Annotated in this window: 9 protein-coding genes; 3 read left to right on the top strand and 6 right to left on the bottom strand. The window is 73.2% G+C overall.

What is annotated here, in order from left to right:
- Positions 1–63 precede the first annotated feature (63 nt).
- Positions 64–2604 carry a serine/threonine-protein kinase gene (locus tag HHX37_RS08830; protein WP_182885100.1) on the bottom strand — a complete coding sequence of 847 codons (2541 nt, stop codon included), beginning with the start codon at positions 2602–2604 and terminating at the stop codon, positions 64–66.
- A gap of 309 nt (positions 2605–2913) precedes the next feature.
- On the opposite strand from HHX37_RS08830, the gene HHX37_RS38140 reads away from it, so the two are divergent.
- Positions 2914–4095: a chorismate mutase gene (locus HHX37_RS38140; RefSeq protein ID WP_182885101.1), complete on the top strand. Its 1182-nt coding sequence runs from the start codon at positions 2914–2916 to the stop codon at positions 4093–4095.
- 259 nt (positions 4096–4354) lie between these two features.
- Here the strand turns inward: HHX37_RS38140 and HHX37_RS37640 are convergent, their stop codons facing one another.
- The 4 genes from HHX37_RS37640 to murA form a co-directional block, all read right to left on the bottom strand.
- Positions 4355–6874 (bottom strand): tetratricopeptide repeat protein, encoded by a 2520-nt coding sequence (locus HHX37_RS37640; RefSeq protein WP_182885102.1) that lies wholly within the window; start codon positions 6872–6874, stop codon positions 4355–4357.
- Positions 6875–6878: 4 nt separating this feature from the next.
- On the bottom strand, positions 6879–7331 hold the full coding sequence (locus HHX37_RS08845) for a hypothetical protein (protein ID WP_182885103.1): 453 nt from the start codon (positions 7329–7331) through the stop codon (positions 6879–6881).
- A gap of 151 nt (positions 7332–7482) precedes the next feature.
- Entirely contained in the window at positions 7483–10146 is a 2664-nt protein-coding gene (locus HHX37_RS08850) for a transglycosylase domain-containing protein (protein ID WP_310740315.1), read from the bottom strand.
- A gap of 52 nt (positions 10147–10198) precedes the next feature.
- Complete coding sequence (murA, locus tag HHX37_RS08855) at positions 10199–11503, bottom strand: UDP-N-acetylglucosamine 1-carboxyvinyltransferase (protein WP_111697408.1); 1305 nt, start codon at positions 11501–11503, stop codon at positions 10199–10201.
- Positions 11504–11602: 99 nt separating this feature from the next.
- Here murA and HHX37_RS08860 point away from each other — a divergent pair, with 99 nt between their 5' ends.
- On the top strand, positions 11603–12091 hold the full coding sequence (locus HHX37_RS08860; RefSeq protein ID WP_182885104.1) for a hypothetical protein: 489 nt from the start codon (positions 11603–11605) through the stop codon (positions 12089–12091).
- 281 nt (positions 12092–12372) lie between these two features.
- Positions 12373–13341: an ArsR/SmtB family transcription factor gene (locus tag HHX37_RS08865; protein WP_182885105.1), complete on the top strand. Its 969-nt coding sequence runs from the start codon at positions 12373–12375 to the stop codon at positions 13339–13341.
- 62 nt (positions 13342–13403) lie between these two features.
- On the opposite strand, the gene HHX37_RS08870 is transcribed toward HHX37_RS08865, so the two are convergent.
- A complete protein-coding gene (locus tag HHX37_RS08870; RefSeq protein ID WP_310740316.1) occupies positions 13404–14840 on the bottom strand; it encodes an amidase in 1437 nt (478 codons plus the stop codon).
- Between the last annotated feature and the right edge of the window lie 62 nt (positions 14841–14902).

A 14902-nucleotide genomic window follows, 5' to 3' on the forward strand; every position in this document is an offset into this window, starting at 1 on the left:
GCCCGGCCACCGCCCTGCCTCCGCCCCGCCTCCGCCCGGCTTCCGGGCGGAGGCACCCGGCGGTCACTTCTTCGGTTTGAAGGTGGCGGCGATGGTCTCGAACGTCTTCTTCTTCTTTTTCCAGCCCTCGTCCTGGGTCTTGAAGAGCAGCGCGTAGCCGTTGTTCTTGTCGGTGACGAACCCGCGGTCGATCACGCGTGACCGGAACCGACTGTCGCCGAAGGTGAACTCCCAGTCGGCCGCGGTCTTCCAGAAGTCCTTGACCTCTCGGATCGCGATGAGTTTGTAGCCGGGGAAGTTCCGGCTCATCCCCGGCACGTCGCGCCGCCAGACCTTCAGGGCGTCCGACTCGGGAGTGGAGGTGTGGTGAACCTCCAGATAGGTGTGCGAGTCGCCGCGGAACCGTACCTCGCCGTTGCCGCTGCCGTCGACGTGCCACCCCTTCGGCAGCGCGAGCGAGAAGCCGCTCGAGTGCTTGTACTTGTGCCAGCCGTCCGGGACGTCCCCCGGCCCGGGGGCGTCGGAGCTCTTGGAGGGCTCGGGAGACGGCGTGGCCGTCGCCTCCTCCGAGGGGGACGCGGACGGCTCGGCGGAGGACGGCGCGGCCGAGGGGGGCGCCGAGGCGGAGGGCTCCTTGGTGCCCTTCCCCGTTTCTGCGGGGGTGGCGGCCGACCCGGAGGAGCGGTCGCCCTCCGAGTCGCTCCTGCCCGCCCGTACGCCGAGGTAGCCCGCGACACCCACGATGACCACCAGGCCGACGAGCATCAGCGCGGCCTTCAGCAGGCCGCCGGGTGCGCGCAACGTCCCGGACGTCGTGGTGGTGTCGTGCCAGACGGGCTCTTCCTGGGCGAACACCGCGGGTGACTCCTGCGCCCCGCCGAAGGCGCCGCCGGCCGCGGCGCCGCCGGCCGTGGCGCCCGCGCGCCTGGTGTCCGCCGTGTTCCCCGACATGTTGCCCGCTGCGGTGCCCGCCATGGGGCCCGTACGAAGACGGTCGCTCGCGCCGTTCCCTGCGGTGGCCGCGGCCGCGCCGGACGCGGTCCTCTTCGAGGCGTCGGTCGTGGCGTCCCCGCCGGGCTTTCCGGTGGGCCGCCGGGTGGAGGTCCCGCCGACGGCGGGGGAGATCCTGGTGCTGCCGTCGCGGGCCTCCGCTTCGGGCCGTCCCCGGCCCGCGGCGGCCCCGCCGCCCTTTCCGGCCTCGTCCCGGCCGCCGGTCGCCGGGCTCGCCGAGGGCTTCGTACGGGTGGGCGGGGCGGCCTGCACGCCGGTCTCCGGCATCACGTCCGCCTGCCCCGGCTCGTCCGAGGCTCCTTCGCCCGAACCTTCCTTGCCCCCGGCGGGCTCGGCAGAGCCGGGGGAGCCGTCGTCCTGGACGACCGGGATGGGCGAGGTGGTCTCGCCCGGGCGCGCGGCGTCGCCGGCCGCGGAACGTCCCGCGCCGTCGTCGCTCCGGCCGGGCCCGGCCTCCGGCCCGTCGCCGTTCCGGCTGGGCGCCGGGGAATGGTCGTCGCGCCGCGCGGACGCGGCCGGAGGGTACGGCGTCACACCCCGGGACGCTCTGCCCGGCTCGGACCCGGCCGCGGACGTCCGGGGCTTCGCGGGCTCGGAGGCCTCCGGCGTCGCAGGCCGCGGCGAAGCAGGCGCGGCGGAGGAGCCCGGCGCGGCAGGAGAGGCGGCGTCCGCGGGGGCGGAGGAGGAACCGGGCGCGGAGGCGGAACCGGGGGCGGAGACCGGCGCGGCGGGGGAGACGGGCTCGGCGGGCGCGTCGGGCCGGGCCGGCGGCGGAGCGAGGTCCCGCGCCGCCCGCTTGAGCTGGCGGGCGAGTTCGTCGTAACCGGGCCGGTCGGCGGGCTCCTTGGCGAGCATGCGCATCAGCACCGGGCCCAGCGCGCCCGCCCGGCGGGCCGGGGCGGGGTCCTCGTTCAGCACGGCGTGCATGGTGGCCATCGCCATGCCCCGGTCGTGCGGGGGCCTGCCCTCCACCGCGGTGTAGAGCGTGGCGCCGAGCGACCACAGGTCCGACTCGCGCTGCGCGGCCTCGCCGCGGAGCCGTTCGGGCGCGATGAAGGCGGGGGTGCCGACGAGGCCGGTGCGGGTCATCGTGTTGTCGGCTTCGAGCCGGGCGATGCCGAAGTCGGTCAGGACGACCCGGCCGTCATCGGTGAGCAGCACGTTCTCCGGCTTCACGTCACGGTGCAGAACGCCCTGGCGGTGGGCGGCGCGCAGCGCGTCGAGGATCTGCAGCCCGAACTCGACGGTGCGCTCGGGGGACAGCGGGCCGTCCTCCCTGATCACCTGCCCCAGCGAGCGGGACTGCACGAGCTGCATGATGATCCAGGGCCGGTCGTCCTCCTCGATCACGTCGTGGACGACCACCACGTTGGGATGGGTCAGACGCCCCGCGGCGCGCGCCTCGCGCATGGTGCGGCGGTTGAGGTCGCTGAGCTCGTCGCCCATGGCGCTGTCGTAGCGGACCTCCTTGACCGCGACAGGGCGGTCGAGCAACTGGTCGTGGGCCCGCCAGACCACTCCCATGCCACCCCGGCCGATCGGCTCCATCAACTGGTACCGGCCTCCGACGAGCCGGCTCTCCGCACGCGCCACCCGAACCCCTTCCTGGACCCATGAATCGTCCCACGGATGGCAAAGGGATCAACCGCCCCTAGCGCTCGCGATCCCGAGATCCGAGACAAATCGGTTCGAGTCGTGGTTCCTCGCTGCTAAGGTCCTAGATATGGGTAGGTACAGCTCGTTTACGAGGCCGGTTCCGGGAGGGCCGGTCGCGATCGTGAGCTAGCGACCATCCGGAGCCGGCTTGAGGCAGGGACGCCAGCGTCTCTGCCTTTTTCGTTGTCAGAACCACCTGGCCAGAGCTTTTTCTGATCAGAATTTCCCGGCCTGCGAGGAGCCCGCATGTCGAAGGCAGCCCAGCTCGACCGCGACGCCGTACGGATCGGCGACCTGGTGATCGGTCCCGGGCTCCCCGTGGTGGTGATCGGCGGGGAGGACGCCCGGTGGCTGCGTCTGCCCGCCGACGGTGACTCACCGGAGGCCCGGTCTGTCCGGCCCGCCGGCAAGGCGGTCGCGGAGGCGGCAACGGAGACGGCTGCGGAGATGGCCGAGAGGGCGGTTGGTGAGGCGAGGGCGCGCTGGGCCGGGCCGCTGCTGGTGGAGCCCTCCTCGGCCGCCGACCTGCCCGCCGTGGCCCGGCACGCCGACGCGGTGGTGCTCGGACCGGCCTGGGCACGCGAACCCGGCCTCGTCCGCGCCGCGGCCCGGCTCGGGCTGCCCGTGATCATCCAGCGGGGGAACGATCAGCGGGGGCGTGCGGTGACGCTGGAGGAGTGGCTGGCCGCCGCCGACCACTGCGCGGCCGAGGGCAACGAGGCGATCGTGCTCTGCGAGGGCGGGGGCCGCACGGAACCGGCCGGCACCGCGTCTCACCTGTCACCGTTCCAGCTTTCGCCGTCCGATCTCGCACCCGCCCCCGACTCCGGCCCTGCCTCTGATTCCGCCTCCGATTCCAACTCCGGCGCCGCCCTCGCACTCGGCCTCGCTCCCGACTCAGTCGCCCACGCGGCTCCTGATTCGGCCCTCCACTCAGCGCCCGACCTCGCGATCATGCGCGCCGCGCGGGAGCGGACGGGACGGCCGGTGCTCGCGGCGCTGGGCCGTGACGGCGGTCTCGCGGGCGCGGCCGTCGCGGCGGGGGCGGACGGTCTGCTGCTCGACCCCGCCGCGCCGCCCGAAGCACGCGCGGCGGCCGGAGAGGCGGCGACCCTCCTGGCTGCCCTCGTGCGCCCGCAGTCCCCGCGGACCCTGACCGAGGCCCGGGGAGAGATCGACCGGGTGGACGCGGCTCTCGCCGTCCTCCTCGAACGACGGGCCCTGCTGGCCGCGCGGATCCAGCGGCTCAAGCCCGTCGGCGGCTTCCGGGGACGGGACATGGAGCGCGAGCGCCGCCTGGTCGCGGGCATGGCGCGGCGCGCCCCCCGCCTCGGCGTACGGCGGCTCGCACCGATCATGAACGCGGTGATCGAGGCGGGGTTGCACGCCGCCGAAGAGGAGCGGGACCGGGACCGGGACCGTGGCTGAGCGCCCGGGCCCCGCTGCTCGCACCCGGATCCGCTACGTGGTCGGTGACGGCGGCCCCGTCCCAGGCGGTGAAGCCGATCCTCGGCGGCGAGGCGTGCACAGCGCCTCGTGCCGCAGCCCTCACTACGCGTACGCCCCGCACGTGCCCGGCCCGGTCTGCCTCGCCCCGTAGCCGCCTCAGCCGAGGACGCGGCCAGGGAACCGGCAGAGAACCAGGCGGGGAACATGCCAGGGAACCGGCTCGCGAGTCGGCGAGGGTTCAGCCGACGTTGCAGCCGGGGATGAGAAACTCGCCGAGCCGTCCGTCGTCGCCGCGCAGCACGGCGTGGGGGAGGTCGTCCAGCCAGTCGCGCACCAGGACGTCGGCCTCGCCCTCCGTGCAGGCATGGTCGCCCGGCGGCGGAAGTGCGGCGTCGGAGAGCACACGCCGTGCGGCCTGGAGCTCCCGCTTGGCGCCGAGCTTCTCGAAGAGGGCCAGCGCCTCGGCCATGCTGTCCCTGCCCTCCTCGCCCCCGGCGGCACGGCCGAGCGCCGACAGTGCCCTGGCCCGCGTTTCGGTGTCGCCGAGTTCCCCGGCGAGCGCGACCGCCCGCCGGCCCCACTCGACGGCCGACGGCCCGTGGCAGACCACGCACCTGTTCGCGTACGCCGTGCTGAGGTTCAGGAAGATGATGGCCTGCGCGGGACGGTCGTCGAGGTCGCGGGCGGTGGCCAGGGCGGCGCACAACTGCCACAGGATGTACGTCGGCGTGCTCTTCGGACGGCCCGCGAGGTAGGTGAGCGCGAGGTTGGTCCGCGCGTGCATGAGGACGGCGGGATGGCCCAGTCCGCGGGTGCCGAGAATCTGGAGCAGCGTGACGGCCTCGGTCAGCACCTTCGCCGCCTCCGCGTGACGCCGCCTCGCGCGCAGCGTGTCGCCCAGTGCGACGGCCGCGTGCGCCCTGCCGCGCAGGTCGCCCGCGAGGGTGCAGATACGCAGGTCGCGGCGATGGCAGTCCTCTGCCTTCACCAGTAACCCCATCCGCAGGTACGTCAGCCCGAGGTTGTGCAGGATCCGACCTTTGGCCCGCTCGTCGACGGCCAGGTCGAGGGCCGTCTTCAGGTGGGCGACCGAGTCCTCGTAGCGCCCCGCGAGGCGATAGGCGTTGCCCAGGTCCGCCTCGACCGCGAGCACGGCGCGTGGCCCCAGCCGTCCGGCCGCGTCCAGGGCGACCGGCGCCATGGCGAGCCACTCGTCCGTGCGCCGGCGGAACTCGAAGTAGGCGGGAAGGCTCACCGCGAGCGCGTGCGACCGTTCCCAGTCGCCACCCCCCGCAGCCGCGGTGACGGCCGCGACGAGAACCCGCGCCTCGGCGTCCAGCCACGCCACCGCCTCCTCCCGCGAGGCGAACGACGAATTCTGCCGGGCACGCTCCTCCGGCGAGGTCAGCCACGCCACGGCGGCGGGTGCCCGCGCGCAGTAATGGCCGAGGAGCCGGTCGAACGCCTCGTCCCGCCGGTCGGGCCCGGACCGGTCGCGTGCCCGCTCCCCGGCGTACAGGCGGACGAGGTCGTGCATGCGCCACCGGCCGTACGCGTCGCCGCGCTCGACGAGATGCGCGCGGTGCAGGGACTCCAGCAGGCGGCGGGCCGGTCTCTCGTCGAGGCCGGCGGCGACGGCGGCCGTCTCGGTGGACAAGTCGGGGCCGGGGCAGGCGGTCATCAGCCGGAACACCCTGGCCTCCTCCGCGCCGAGCCGGCGGTAGGACAGCTCGAAGGCGGCGCGCACCGCACGGTCCTCGTACGTGAGCTCGTCGAGCCGGGTGGCCTCCTCCTTCAGGTCCTCCGCCATCGCGTGCAGAGGACGGGCCGGGTCGGCGGTGAGCAACGCGGCGACGATGCGCAGAGCCAGCGGAAGCCCGGCGCACAGACGGGCGACGTCCGCCGCCTCGGCGGGCTCGCGGGCGACCCGGGTGTCGGCGTCGCCCCGGGCCAGGCGGAGCCGCCGGGCCAGGAGATCCACGGCCGCGCCGGGCGCGAGCATGCCGAGGTCGAGGACCCGCGCGCCCACGTCCAGCGTGTGCCGGGAGGTGACCAACACCTTCCCGGTGCCGGGCAGCAGCGGCCGCACCTGATCGGCCGAGGAGGCGTTGTCGAGGACCAGCAGGATCGGGCGGCCCTCCCCGGCGTACGCGTCCAGCACCGTCGCGAACAGCCGGGCCCGGTCCTGGATGTCCGGAGGGATGCGTCCGGGATCCAGGCCCAGCGCCCGCAGCAGCCCTCCAAGCACCCGGCCCGGCCGCGCCCCACCCTGGTCGCCGTGGTCGCGGCCGTGGTCGGCGCTCTGGTCGTGGTCGGCGTTGTGGTCGTGGTCGTAGGGGTCGATGTAGCCGTGTAGGTCGGTGAACAGCACGCCGCCGGGAAACCAGCCGCGCTCTCGCGCGAGGTGCGCGGCCTGCAGGGCGAGCTCCGTCTTGCCGGCGCCGCCGAGGCCCGTGACGAGGGCGATGCGCGGACGGAGCTGCTCGTCACCCGTACCGGCAGCGCCCTCTCCGGAACTCGCGCCCCCGGTGCTGACGTCCCCGGTACTGGCCTCTGCGGAGTTGGGGCTCTCGGGCGGGCCGAGCACGTCGAGTAGCGCGGCCAGCTCGGTGTCCCTGCCCGTGAACCCCTGTGTCGGCAAGGGCGCGCCGGACAGCGCCGGGGTCACCTCTGGCGGAAGCTGAACCGTGATGGTGTGGCCCTGGATCACCGTGTTGAGGAATAGGCCGCCACTGATCGTGTTGCGGGTGGCCGCCACGCGTTCAGTCCTTTCGCTCGCGCTCGCGGGGAGCGGCCGGGCCTGGACCGGAGACGGCCGGTCCGGTGATCGTGTGCCCTTGGACGACCGGGCCGTGGAACGTGCCGCCACTGATCTCGTTGTGAACTCCGCTGCTCACTGTGCCTGTCTCGGTGCCGGTTCCAGTGCCGGTTCCAGTGCCGGTCCCAGTGCGGGTCCCGGTTGCGGCGGCAGCTCTGTTCGCGGCGTCGTTCCCCGGAGCGCCCGTGCCGCTCGCCGGGGTGCGCGCATGCTCCCGGCGGGTCAGCAGCAGCCCCCAGACTCCGACGGCCAGGCTGACGAGACCGACGAAGAGCCCGATCACGCTCGCCAGTTTGTCGGCGTTGTCCAGGCCGACCGAGGAGAGGTACACGGCGAGCGCCGCACCGGCGACGAGCGCGGCGATCCCGCCGGCCCATGTGAGAACACGTCCGCGCATGCTTCCATCATCGTCGGGCCGGAGCGTTCGGGTCGATGGCTCGTCGGCTTTCCGCCGCCTGCTGTGGTGGCTGCTGTGGTGGTTGCTCCGTGGTTGCTCCGTGGCTGCTTCGTGGCTGCTTCGTGCGTGCTTCAGGGGTGCCGCTGAGCGTTCAGTGCCTGCTTCGCCGGGCGCTTCGCGGAGACGCGGCGTGGGCGCGGCTCGTCCTGCCACCCGTCCTGCCCCGCGCTCTGCCGTCCCTCCTGGCTCCCGTCCTGGCTTCCGCACTGCCACTCGTCCTGCCGGTGGCCGCCGGTGCGCCGCGCGAACCCGTACGGCCGGGCGTGCGGCCGGGCGTACGGGCCGCGGAGGCGACCGGCGGGTTGTGGCCCAGAACGCGGGCGAAGGTCCGGGCGACGTCAGGGCCGAAGACCCGGGCGAAGGTGTGGGAGAAATCGTGGCCGGCCGTGGGGAAGCGCATCGTGGTGACGGCGGGGACGGCCCGGCCTCCTCCCGCGGCCAAGGGAATCCGGCCGCCTCCGGCGGCGAAGGGGAGCCTTCCGGGTCCGGCGGCGAGAGGGTGGCCGCCGTTTACGGGCGCGGGGGTCGCCCGGCTCCCCGCGCCGCCGGAGGCCGTACCGCCCGCTTGGGACGCCGCGTCGTCGTCGTGCCGCCGGTGTTCGGCCTCCCGCTTCTTTTTCTCCTTCTGCTTCTTGCGTTGCTTCTCCAGCGCCTCCTTCAGACCCGGCGTGAAGCCGCCGCCGAACCGGGACATGTCCGGCGGGGTGAAGTCGTACGCCGGGGTGCCCCGCAGGGCGGCGCGCATGGAGTCCACCCAGATCGGGCCGGGCAGCGAGGCGCCCTGCACGGCGCCGTAGTACCGGCCGCCGATGGTGACGCCGGTGAGCGGGTAGCGGTAGGAGCCGCGGATGTCGCCGACGCTGACGGCGGCGGCCAGGCCGGGCGTGTAGCCCGCGAACCAGGCCGAGGTGTAGCCGTTGTTCGTGCCCGTCTTGCCCGCGGCCGGGCGGCCGATGGACTGGCCGCGCATCGTGCCCTTGCTGAACACTCCCGTGAGCACGTGGCTCACCGCGTCGGCGACGGCCGGCTCCAGCGCGGTCACGCAGGCGGGCGGCACCTCGGTCCGGGTGCCGTCGTGCTCCACGACCGCCGCGATGGCCATCGGCCTGCAGTAGAGGCCACGGGCGGCCAGCGCCGCGTACGCCGCCGCCACGGTCGTGGGGTCCATCTCGTTGGCGCCCAGCGTGAAGGTCGGCACCTCGCGGAGCGGCGTGCCGTCCGCCCGCCGGATGCCGAGCGATCGGGCCGTCGTGACCACGTCGCACAGCCCCACCTCGCGCTCCAGCCGCATGTAGAAGATGTTGACCGACTGCCAGGTGCCCATCTCCAGGCTGTACGGCCCGCCGCCGCCCTCTCCGCCGGCGTTGTGGATGACCGTGTGGGGGTCGTTCACCGCCCTGCCCGAGCAGTCGCGGTAGCCGTACGAGGGGACGTACGAGCCGGGGATGGTGAAGCCGTCACCGAACCGCATCCCCTGCTTCAGCGCGGTGGCCAGCGTGAACACCTTGAACGTCGAACCCGCCTGGAGGCCGAGCCCGCCGCCGTGCGCGACGTCGGCCGCGAGGTTGTAGGTGGTGTTGCGCCCGAGGTCGCGGTCGTGCGGGTTGCGCCCGTACCGCTTGCTCACGGCCATGGCGCGGATGCGCCCGGTGCCCGGCTCGATCATCGTCTCCGACGCCACCTGGTTGTCGCGTGGGCTGACCCGCGCGGTGACGGCCCGGTCCGCGGCCCGCTGCGCGGCCGGGTCGATGGTCGTCCAGATCGTGAGGCCGCCCCGCTGGAGGCGTCGTTCCCGGTCGGCCCTGGTGTAGCCGAACGCCGGGTTCGTCAGCACCTCCCGCTCGACGTACACGCAGAAGAAGGGGTAGGCGCTGCCCGCGCAGCCGCCGGGCTCGGGACGCAGGTGCAGCGCCAGCGGCGTGGCCGCCGCGTCGCGGGCCCGGTCCCGGGCGACCAGCCCGAGCTCGGCCATCCGGCTCAGGACGAGGTCGCGCCGGGCGCGCAGCCGGTCTCTGTGGTCGTCGCCCAGGGAGGGGTCCGTGTCGTACGGCGTGCGCACGGCGCCGGCCAGCGTCGCCGCCTGCGTCAGCGTGAGGTCGGCGGCGTCGACCCCGAAGAACCGCCGGGCCGCCGCCTGGACCCCGAAGGCGCCCGCGCCGAAGTACGCGATGTTGAGGTAGCGCTCCAGGATCTGGTCCTTGGTGTACTTGCGTTCCAGCGCCAGCGCGTACCGCAGCTCGTCCAGTTTGCGGCGGAAGGTGCGTACGAGGGCCTGCGCCCGCTCCTGCTCCGTCTCGGCCTGGTTGAGCATGATGTTCTTGACGAGCTGCTGGCTGATGGACGAGCCGCCCTGCCGGATGCCGCCCGCCTGGGTGTTGGTGACGAGAGCCCGCAGCGTGCCCTTGAGGTCCAGTCCGCCGTGCTCGTAGAACCGGGAGTCCTCGATGGCCACGATGGCCTGCCGCATGACCGGGGCGACCATGCTCAGCGGCACCGACTGCCGGTTCTGGTAGTAGAACTGCGCGATCTGCCGGCCGTCGCGGTCGAGCAGCCGCGTCATCTCGGGCAGCGGCTCCTCACGCAGCGGCGCGGGCAGCTCGATGAACGCGGACGCGGCACGCTTGGCCGCCAGACCGGCCCCGCCCACGAAGGGCATGACCAGCCCGGCGACCAGTCCGCCCCCGGCCGCGCCGCACAGGCTCAGCGAGAGGACGGCGCGGCCGAGACTGACGTGGCCGAGGAGACGAGAGGTCACGGGATATCAGTGCGACCTCCGGCGTTTTCCCAAACCCGGGGGGCGGAAAGCTTTACGTCAGCCTGTTGATCTTCAACCCGAGGGAGGTGAACTGTTCGAACGGCCTGTGGTATCCGCGTTCGATGTGGTTGACGCCGCGCAGGGTCGAGGTGCCCTCGGCGACGGCGGCGGCCAGCACCGCGGAGAACCCGGCGCGGATGTCGGGGAGCGTGACGTCGGCCCCGCGCAGGCTGGAGATGCCCCGCACGACCGCCGAGTGCTTGGCGTTGGTGTCGTGGTAACGGCAGGCCGGTCCGCCGAGGCACTGGGCGAACACCTCGATCTCGCACCCCATCTTCTGCAGCGCGGGCACGTACACCAGCCGGTTCTCGAAGACCGTCTCGTGCAGCACCGACATGCCCTCGGCGCGGGTGAACAGCACCATGAGCGGGGTCTGCCAGTCCGTCATGAAACCGGGGTGGGTGTCGGTCTGCACCGCCGCCGCGCGCAGGCCGTCCGGGGCGGAGGCGCACAGCCAGTCGTCGGTTATCTCGAACCGCGCGCCCATCCGGGCGAGCGTCGTGATGGCCGTGACCAGCCGGTCCTGGTGACAGCCGTGCACCCGCACCTCGCCGCCCGTCACCAGCCCCGCCACAAGGTACGAGAACGCCTCGATGCGGTCGCCGGCCAGCCAGGTGGAGGCGCCGTGCAGGCGCTCGACGCCCTCGATGACGATGCGCCGGTCGGGGCTGAGCTCGATCATCGCGCCCATGCGCTGGAGGAACAGCGCGAGTTCGACCACCTCGGGCTCCATGGCGGCGCCCTTGATGACGGTCTTGCCCTCGGCGAGGACGGCGGTCATGAGGATCGTCTCGGTCGCGCCCACGCTGGGATAGGGGAGCGAGATGCGGCTGCCGCGCAGCCGCGCCGCCTTGGCCGAGATGCCGTTGTCGCCGACCTCGATCTCCGCGCCCATCGACCGCAGCGCCTCGACGTGGAAGTTCACCGGCCGCCTGCCGATCGGGTCGCCGCCGACGAGCGGCACGAACGCCTCGCCCGCCAGGTGCAGCAGCGGGCCGAGCATCAGGATCGGGATGCGGTTGAGGCCGGTGTACTCCTCCGGGACCCGCGGCCGTATGTCGCTGCCCCGCTCGATGGTGATCTCACCGGGGGTGATGTCCACGTGGATGCCGAGGGCTTCGAGCATGGCGGCGGTCAGCCCCACCTCGCCGACCTCCGGCGCGTTCTGCAGGGTGCTCGGACCGGTCCCGAGCATCGCCGCCACCATGTGCTTGGAGACCGCGTTCTTCGATCCCCGGACCTCCACGTCGCCCCGCAGCGGGCCCGACGGGTCGATCTGCCATACCTCTTCGCTCACTCGGCCTCCTTCGCCCCACACCGTGCCGTGCGTCCCCCGCACTCGGTGCTGCAAGAGTACGGGACCGAATTCGATCGCTATGTGAGTACTATCGGGACGGTGCGGCATGTGAGGGGCAATCTGGCGACAGTCGTGGTGACCGTCCTGGTGCTGGCCCTCCTGGGTGTCGTCGCGGGGTACGTGTGGTCGGTGCTCGCCCCCGGCACGCGTTACGTGCTCATCGAGGGGACACGGCAGCCCCTCGACCCGGAGACGCAGTCGCTCATCGAGGCCGACGGCTGGTTCGCCGTGGTCACCGGCGCGTTCGGCCTGGCCTCCGGCATCGTGGGGTACGTGCTGTCGCGCCGCCACCCGCCGGTCGAGGTGCTCGTCGGGCTCGCCGCCGGCGGCCTGCTCGCCGGGTACGTCACCCTGATGGTCGGCACGTCCGCGAAGGGAACCGTCCAGGCGGCGGGACCCGGCGGCTTCACCACCACGACGTCCCTGGGAGTCACGGCGTACGGCGTGCTGTTCGCCTGGCCCCTGCTGTCCACCGCGGTCTTCTGGGTCGTCGAGTTCGCCGTGAGCTACCGTCAGCGCGAAGCCTGACGCCACCGGCGCCGGACGGCTTCACACCGGCGGACCCGCTCTCTCGCCCTGCTCTTTCGCCCTGCTCTTTCGCTTCGGTCTTTCGTGCGGTGAGGAGCCGGTCCGGCACGGGTGCCTCCGTTACCCGTGCCGGACCGGAGTCAGGGGGTCGCGACCGCCCTCCGGCACAAGCCTGTCGCGTGCCGGACCGGCACCACAACCGGTTTCAGGCCTGCCTGAAAGGGGCCGGGCCGCAGAGGCTCGCAACCGGCGGATTCAACGGCAGTATCGTGATCAGTGTCATGCTGAAACTGGAGTTCACCGACGCCGACCTGCGCCAGATCACCGTGGCCGCCGCTCCTGACGCGGTGCTGGAAACGGCCCTCAGCGTGCGCCGGTTGCGTACCGGGCCGAGCGCCGGGACACGGTCGAGCCCCGGATTGCGGCGGCTGCGCCACGTGGTGAACGGCAGCCTGGCGGCGCGGGCGGGGGTGCTCCTGGAGGTGGTCCCGCCTGACGGCTTCCTCCCGGATTTCCTGCTCCAGCCGGAGGCGCGTGACTTCGCCACCGGCGTCGAACTCGTCGGCCAGGTGCCGGCGAACCTGCTCGCCGCCGACATCAGCGAGCTGCCCGCGTCTCCGCGGCCGAGCCGCTGGCTGCGGGAGCTGGCCTCCGGGGACGCCGCGGCGCGGCGGACGCTCGCCGCCGACCTGCACAACTACTTCGGCTCGTCGCTGGCTCCCATGTGGCCGCTGGTCCAGGCCGGTGTCACCGCCGACCGCTCCCTGCGTGCCGAGACCCTGCTCCGCGGCGGCATCGACGCGCTGCTCGCCACGATCAGCCCCGGGTGGCACTGGCGGCCTCCCGTGCTGGAGATTCCCTCGTCGCTCGACTATCACGTCCCGCTGTGCGGCCGCGGGCTGCTGCTGGTCCCCTCGTACTTCGCTCCGAAGGTCCTGCTGACCTGGCGTCCCGACCAGCCCACCGTGCTGGTCTACCCGCTGTGCCAGGACTACAGGGCCGGCTTCGCCGATGCCCTCGGCCCGCTGCTCGGGCGTACCCGGGCGGCGGTCCTGGCCGCGCTGCGCGATCCGGCGACGACGACCGCCCTGGCGGAGCGGGTGGGGGTGTCGCTCGCCTCCGCCAGCCAGCACGCCACGGTCCTGCGCAACGCCGGGCTGGTCGCCACGACCCGGTCCGGCGGAGCCGTCCTGCACGCGCTGACCCCGTTGGGAGCGGCCCTCCTGCGGGGCGACGCGGCCGCCGGCTGAGCCGCACCGGCCGGATCTCCCACGCACCGCGTTACCTGTTCACAGTGTCACCTGTTCGGCGGTCACCCTGTCGGCTCGGGCAGCCGGGGAGCCGTCCGCCAGAAGCCGGTCGCCTGCTCGAACGCGTGCCCGAGGCGCAGGACGTCCATGTCGGCCCATGGCCGGCCGAGGATCTGCAGGCCGACGGGGAGCCCGTCGGACGTGAAACCACAGGGCACCGACATCGCGGGCGCGTGCAGCACGCTGATCCAGTAGCAGGAGCGCATCCAGGCCAGGTAGTCGGGCATCTCCACCCCGGCCACCTCCGTGACGTACGGCTGCCCGATCGGGAACGGCGGCACCTGGCTCACGGGCGCCACCAGGAAGTCGTACCGTCCGAAGAAGCGCCGCATGCGGTGCCAGAGCCGGGTGCGCAGGCGTTCGGCCCGCCCGAGGTCGGCTCCGGTGACCTTCCGCCCCTGCTCCACGTTCCACGCCACGTTGGGGCCCACCTCAGGGAAGTCGCCGAAGGCGAGCGCGTAGTGCCACGACCGGTAGACGCGGAACGCCTCCTCCGCGTCGGACAGGTCCAGGTTCACCTGCTCGACCTTCACGCCGAGGCCGGTCAGCGCCTCCACCGCCCCCGCCGTCACCGCCGCGGTACGCGGGTCGACCGGCAGGCCCCCCAGATCGGGACTGAAGGCCACCCGGACGGATGTGAGGTCCATGTCCAGAGGTTCCGCGAAGGCCGACCCGTCCTCACGAATCGAAAGCGGCGAGACCGGGTCGAACCCGGCGATGGCCGACATGAACAGTGCCAGGTCGCCTGCTGTGCGGGCCATGGGTCCCGCGACGCTCAGCGTGAACCAGGCCGCCGTCGGCGACTTCGACGGCACCCGGCCGGGAGTCGGCCGCAGCCCCGCCACGTTGCAGAACGACGCGGGGTTGCGCAGCGAGCCGCCCATGTCCGAACCGTCGGCGAGCGGCACCATCCGGCAGGCCAGCGCCGCCGCGGCCCCGCCGCTGCTGCCGCCCGCGCTCTTCGACAGGTCGTAGGGGTTGCGGGTCGCGCCGAAGACCTCGTTGACCGTGTGCGACCCGGTGCCGAACTCGGGGGTGTTCGTCTTGCCGAGCGCGATCCCGCCCGCCTCGCGGATGCGCCGCACCAGCGGATCGTCCTCGACGGGAACGTGATCGGCGAACGCCCGCGAGCCGTACGTGGTCCGCACGCCCGCGGTGTCGGCGAGGTCCTTGTGCGCGACCGGGATGCCGTGCAGCGGCCCGCGCACCAGGCCGCGTGCGAGGTCCTCGTCGGCCCGTGCCGCCTGGTCGAGCGCCCGCTCAGCGGTCAACGTCACGATGGCATTGACCTGCGGATTCGTCTCCTCGATCCGCCGCAGGCACGCCTGCGTCAGCTCGACGGCGCTGACCTCCCGCGCTCTAAGCAGCGCGGCCATCTCCGTCGCCGTCAGGTCCGCCGGCCCGTCGTGGTGGCTGACATGTCCGCCGTGTTCGCTCACATTTCCCCCGTTCCTCGGCTATCGCCAGTGTCGAGGGGGCGAGCCGTACCGGCGATGGCAAC

The organism is Microbispora sp. H10885, from assembly GCF_014161415.1.
Classification (GTDB): domain Bacteria; phylum Actinomycetota; class Actinomycetes; order Streptosporangiales; family Streptosporangiaceae; genus Microbispora; species Microbispora triticiradicis.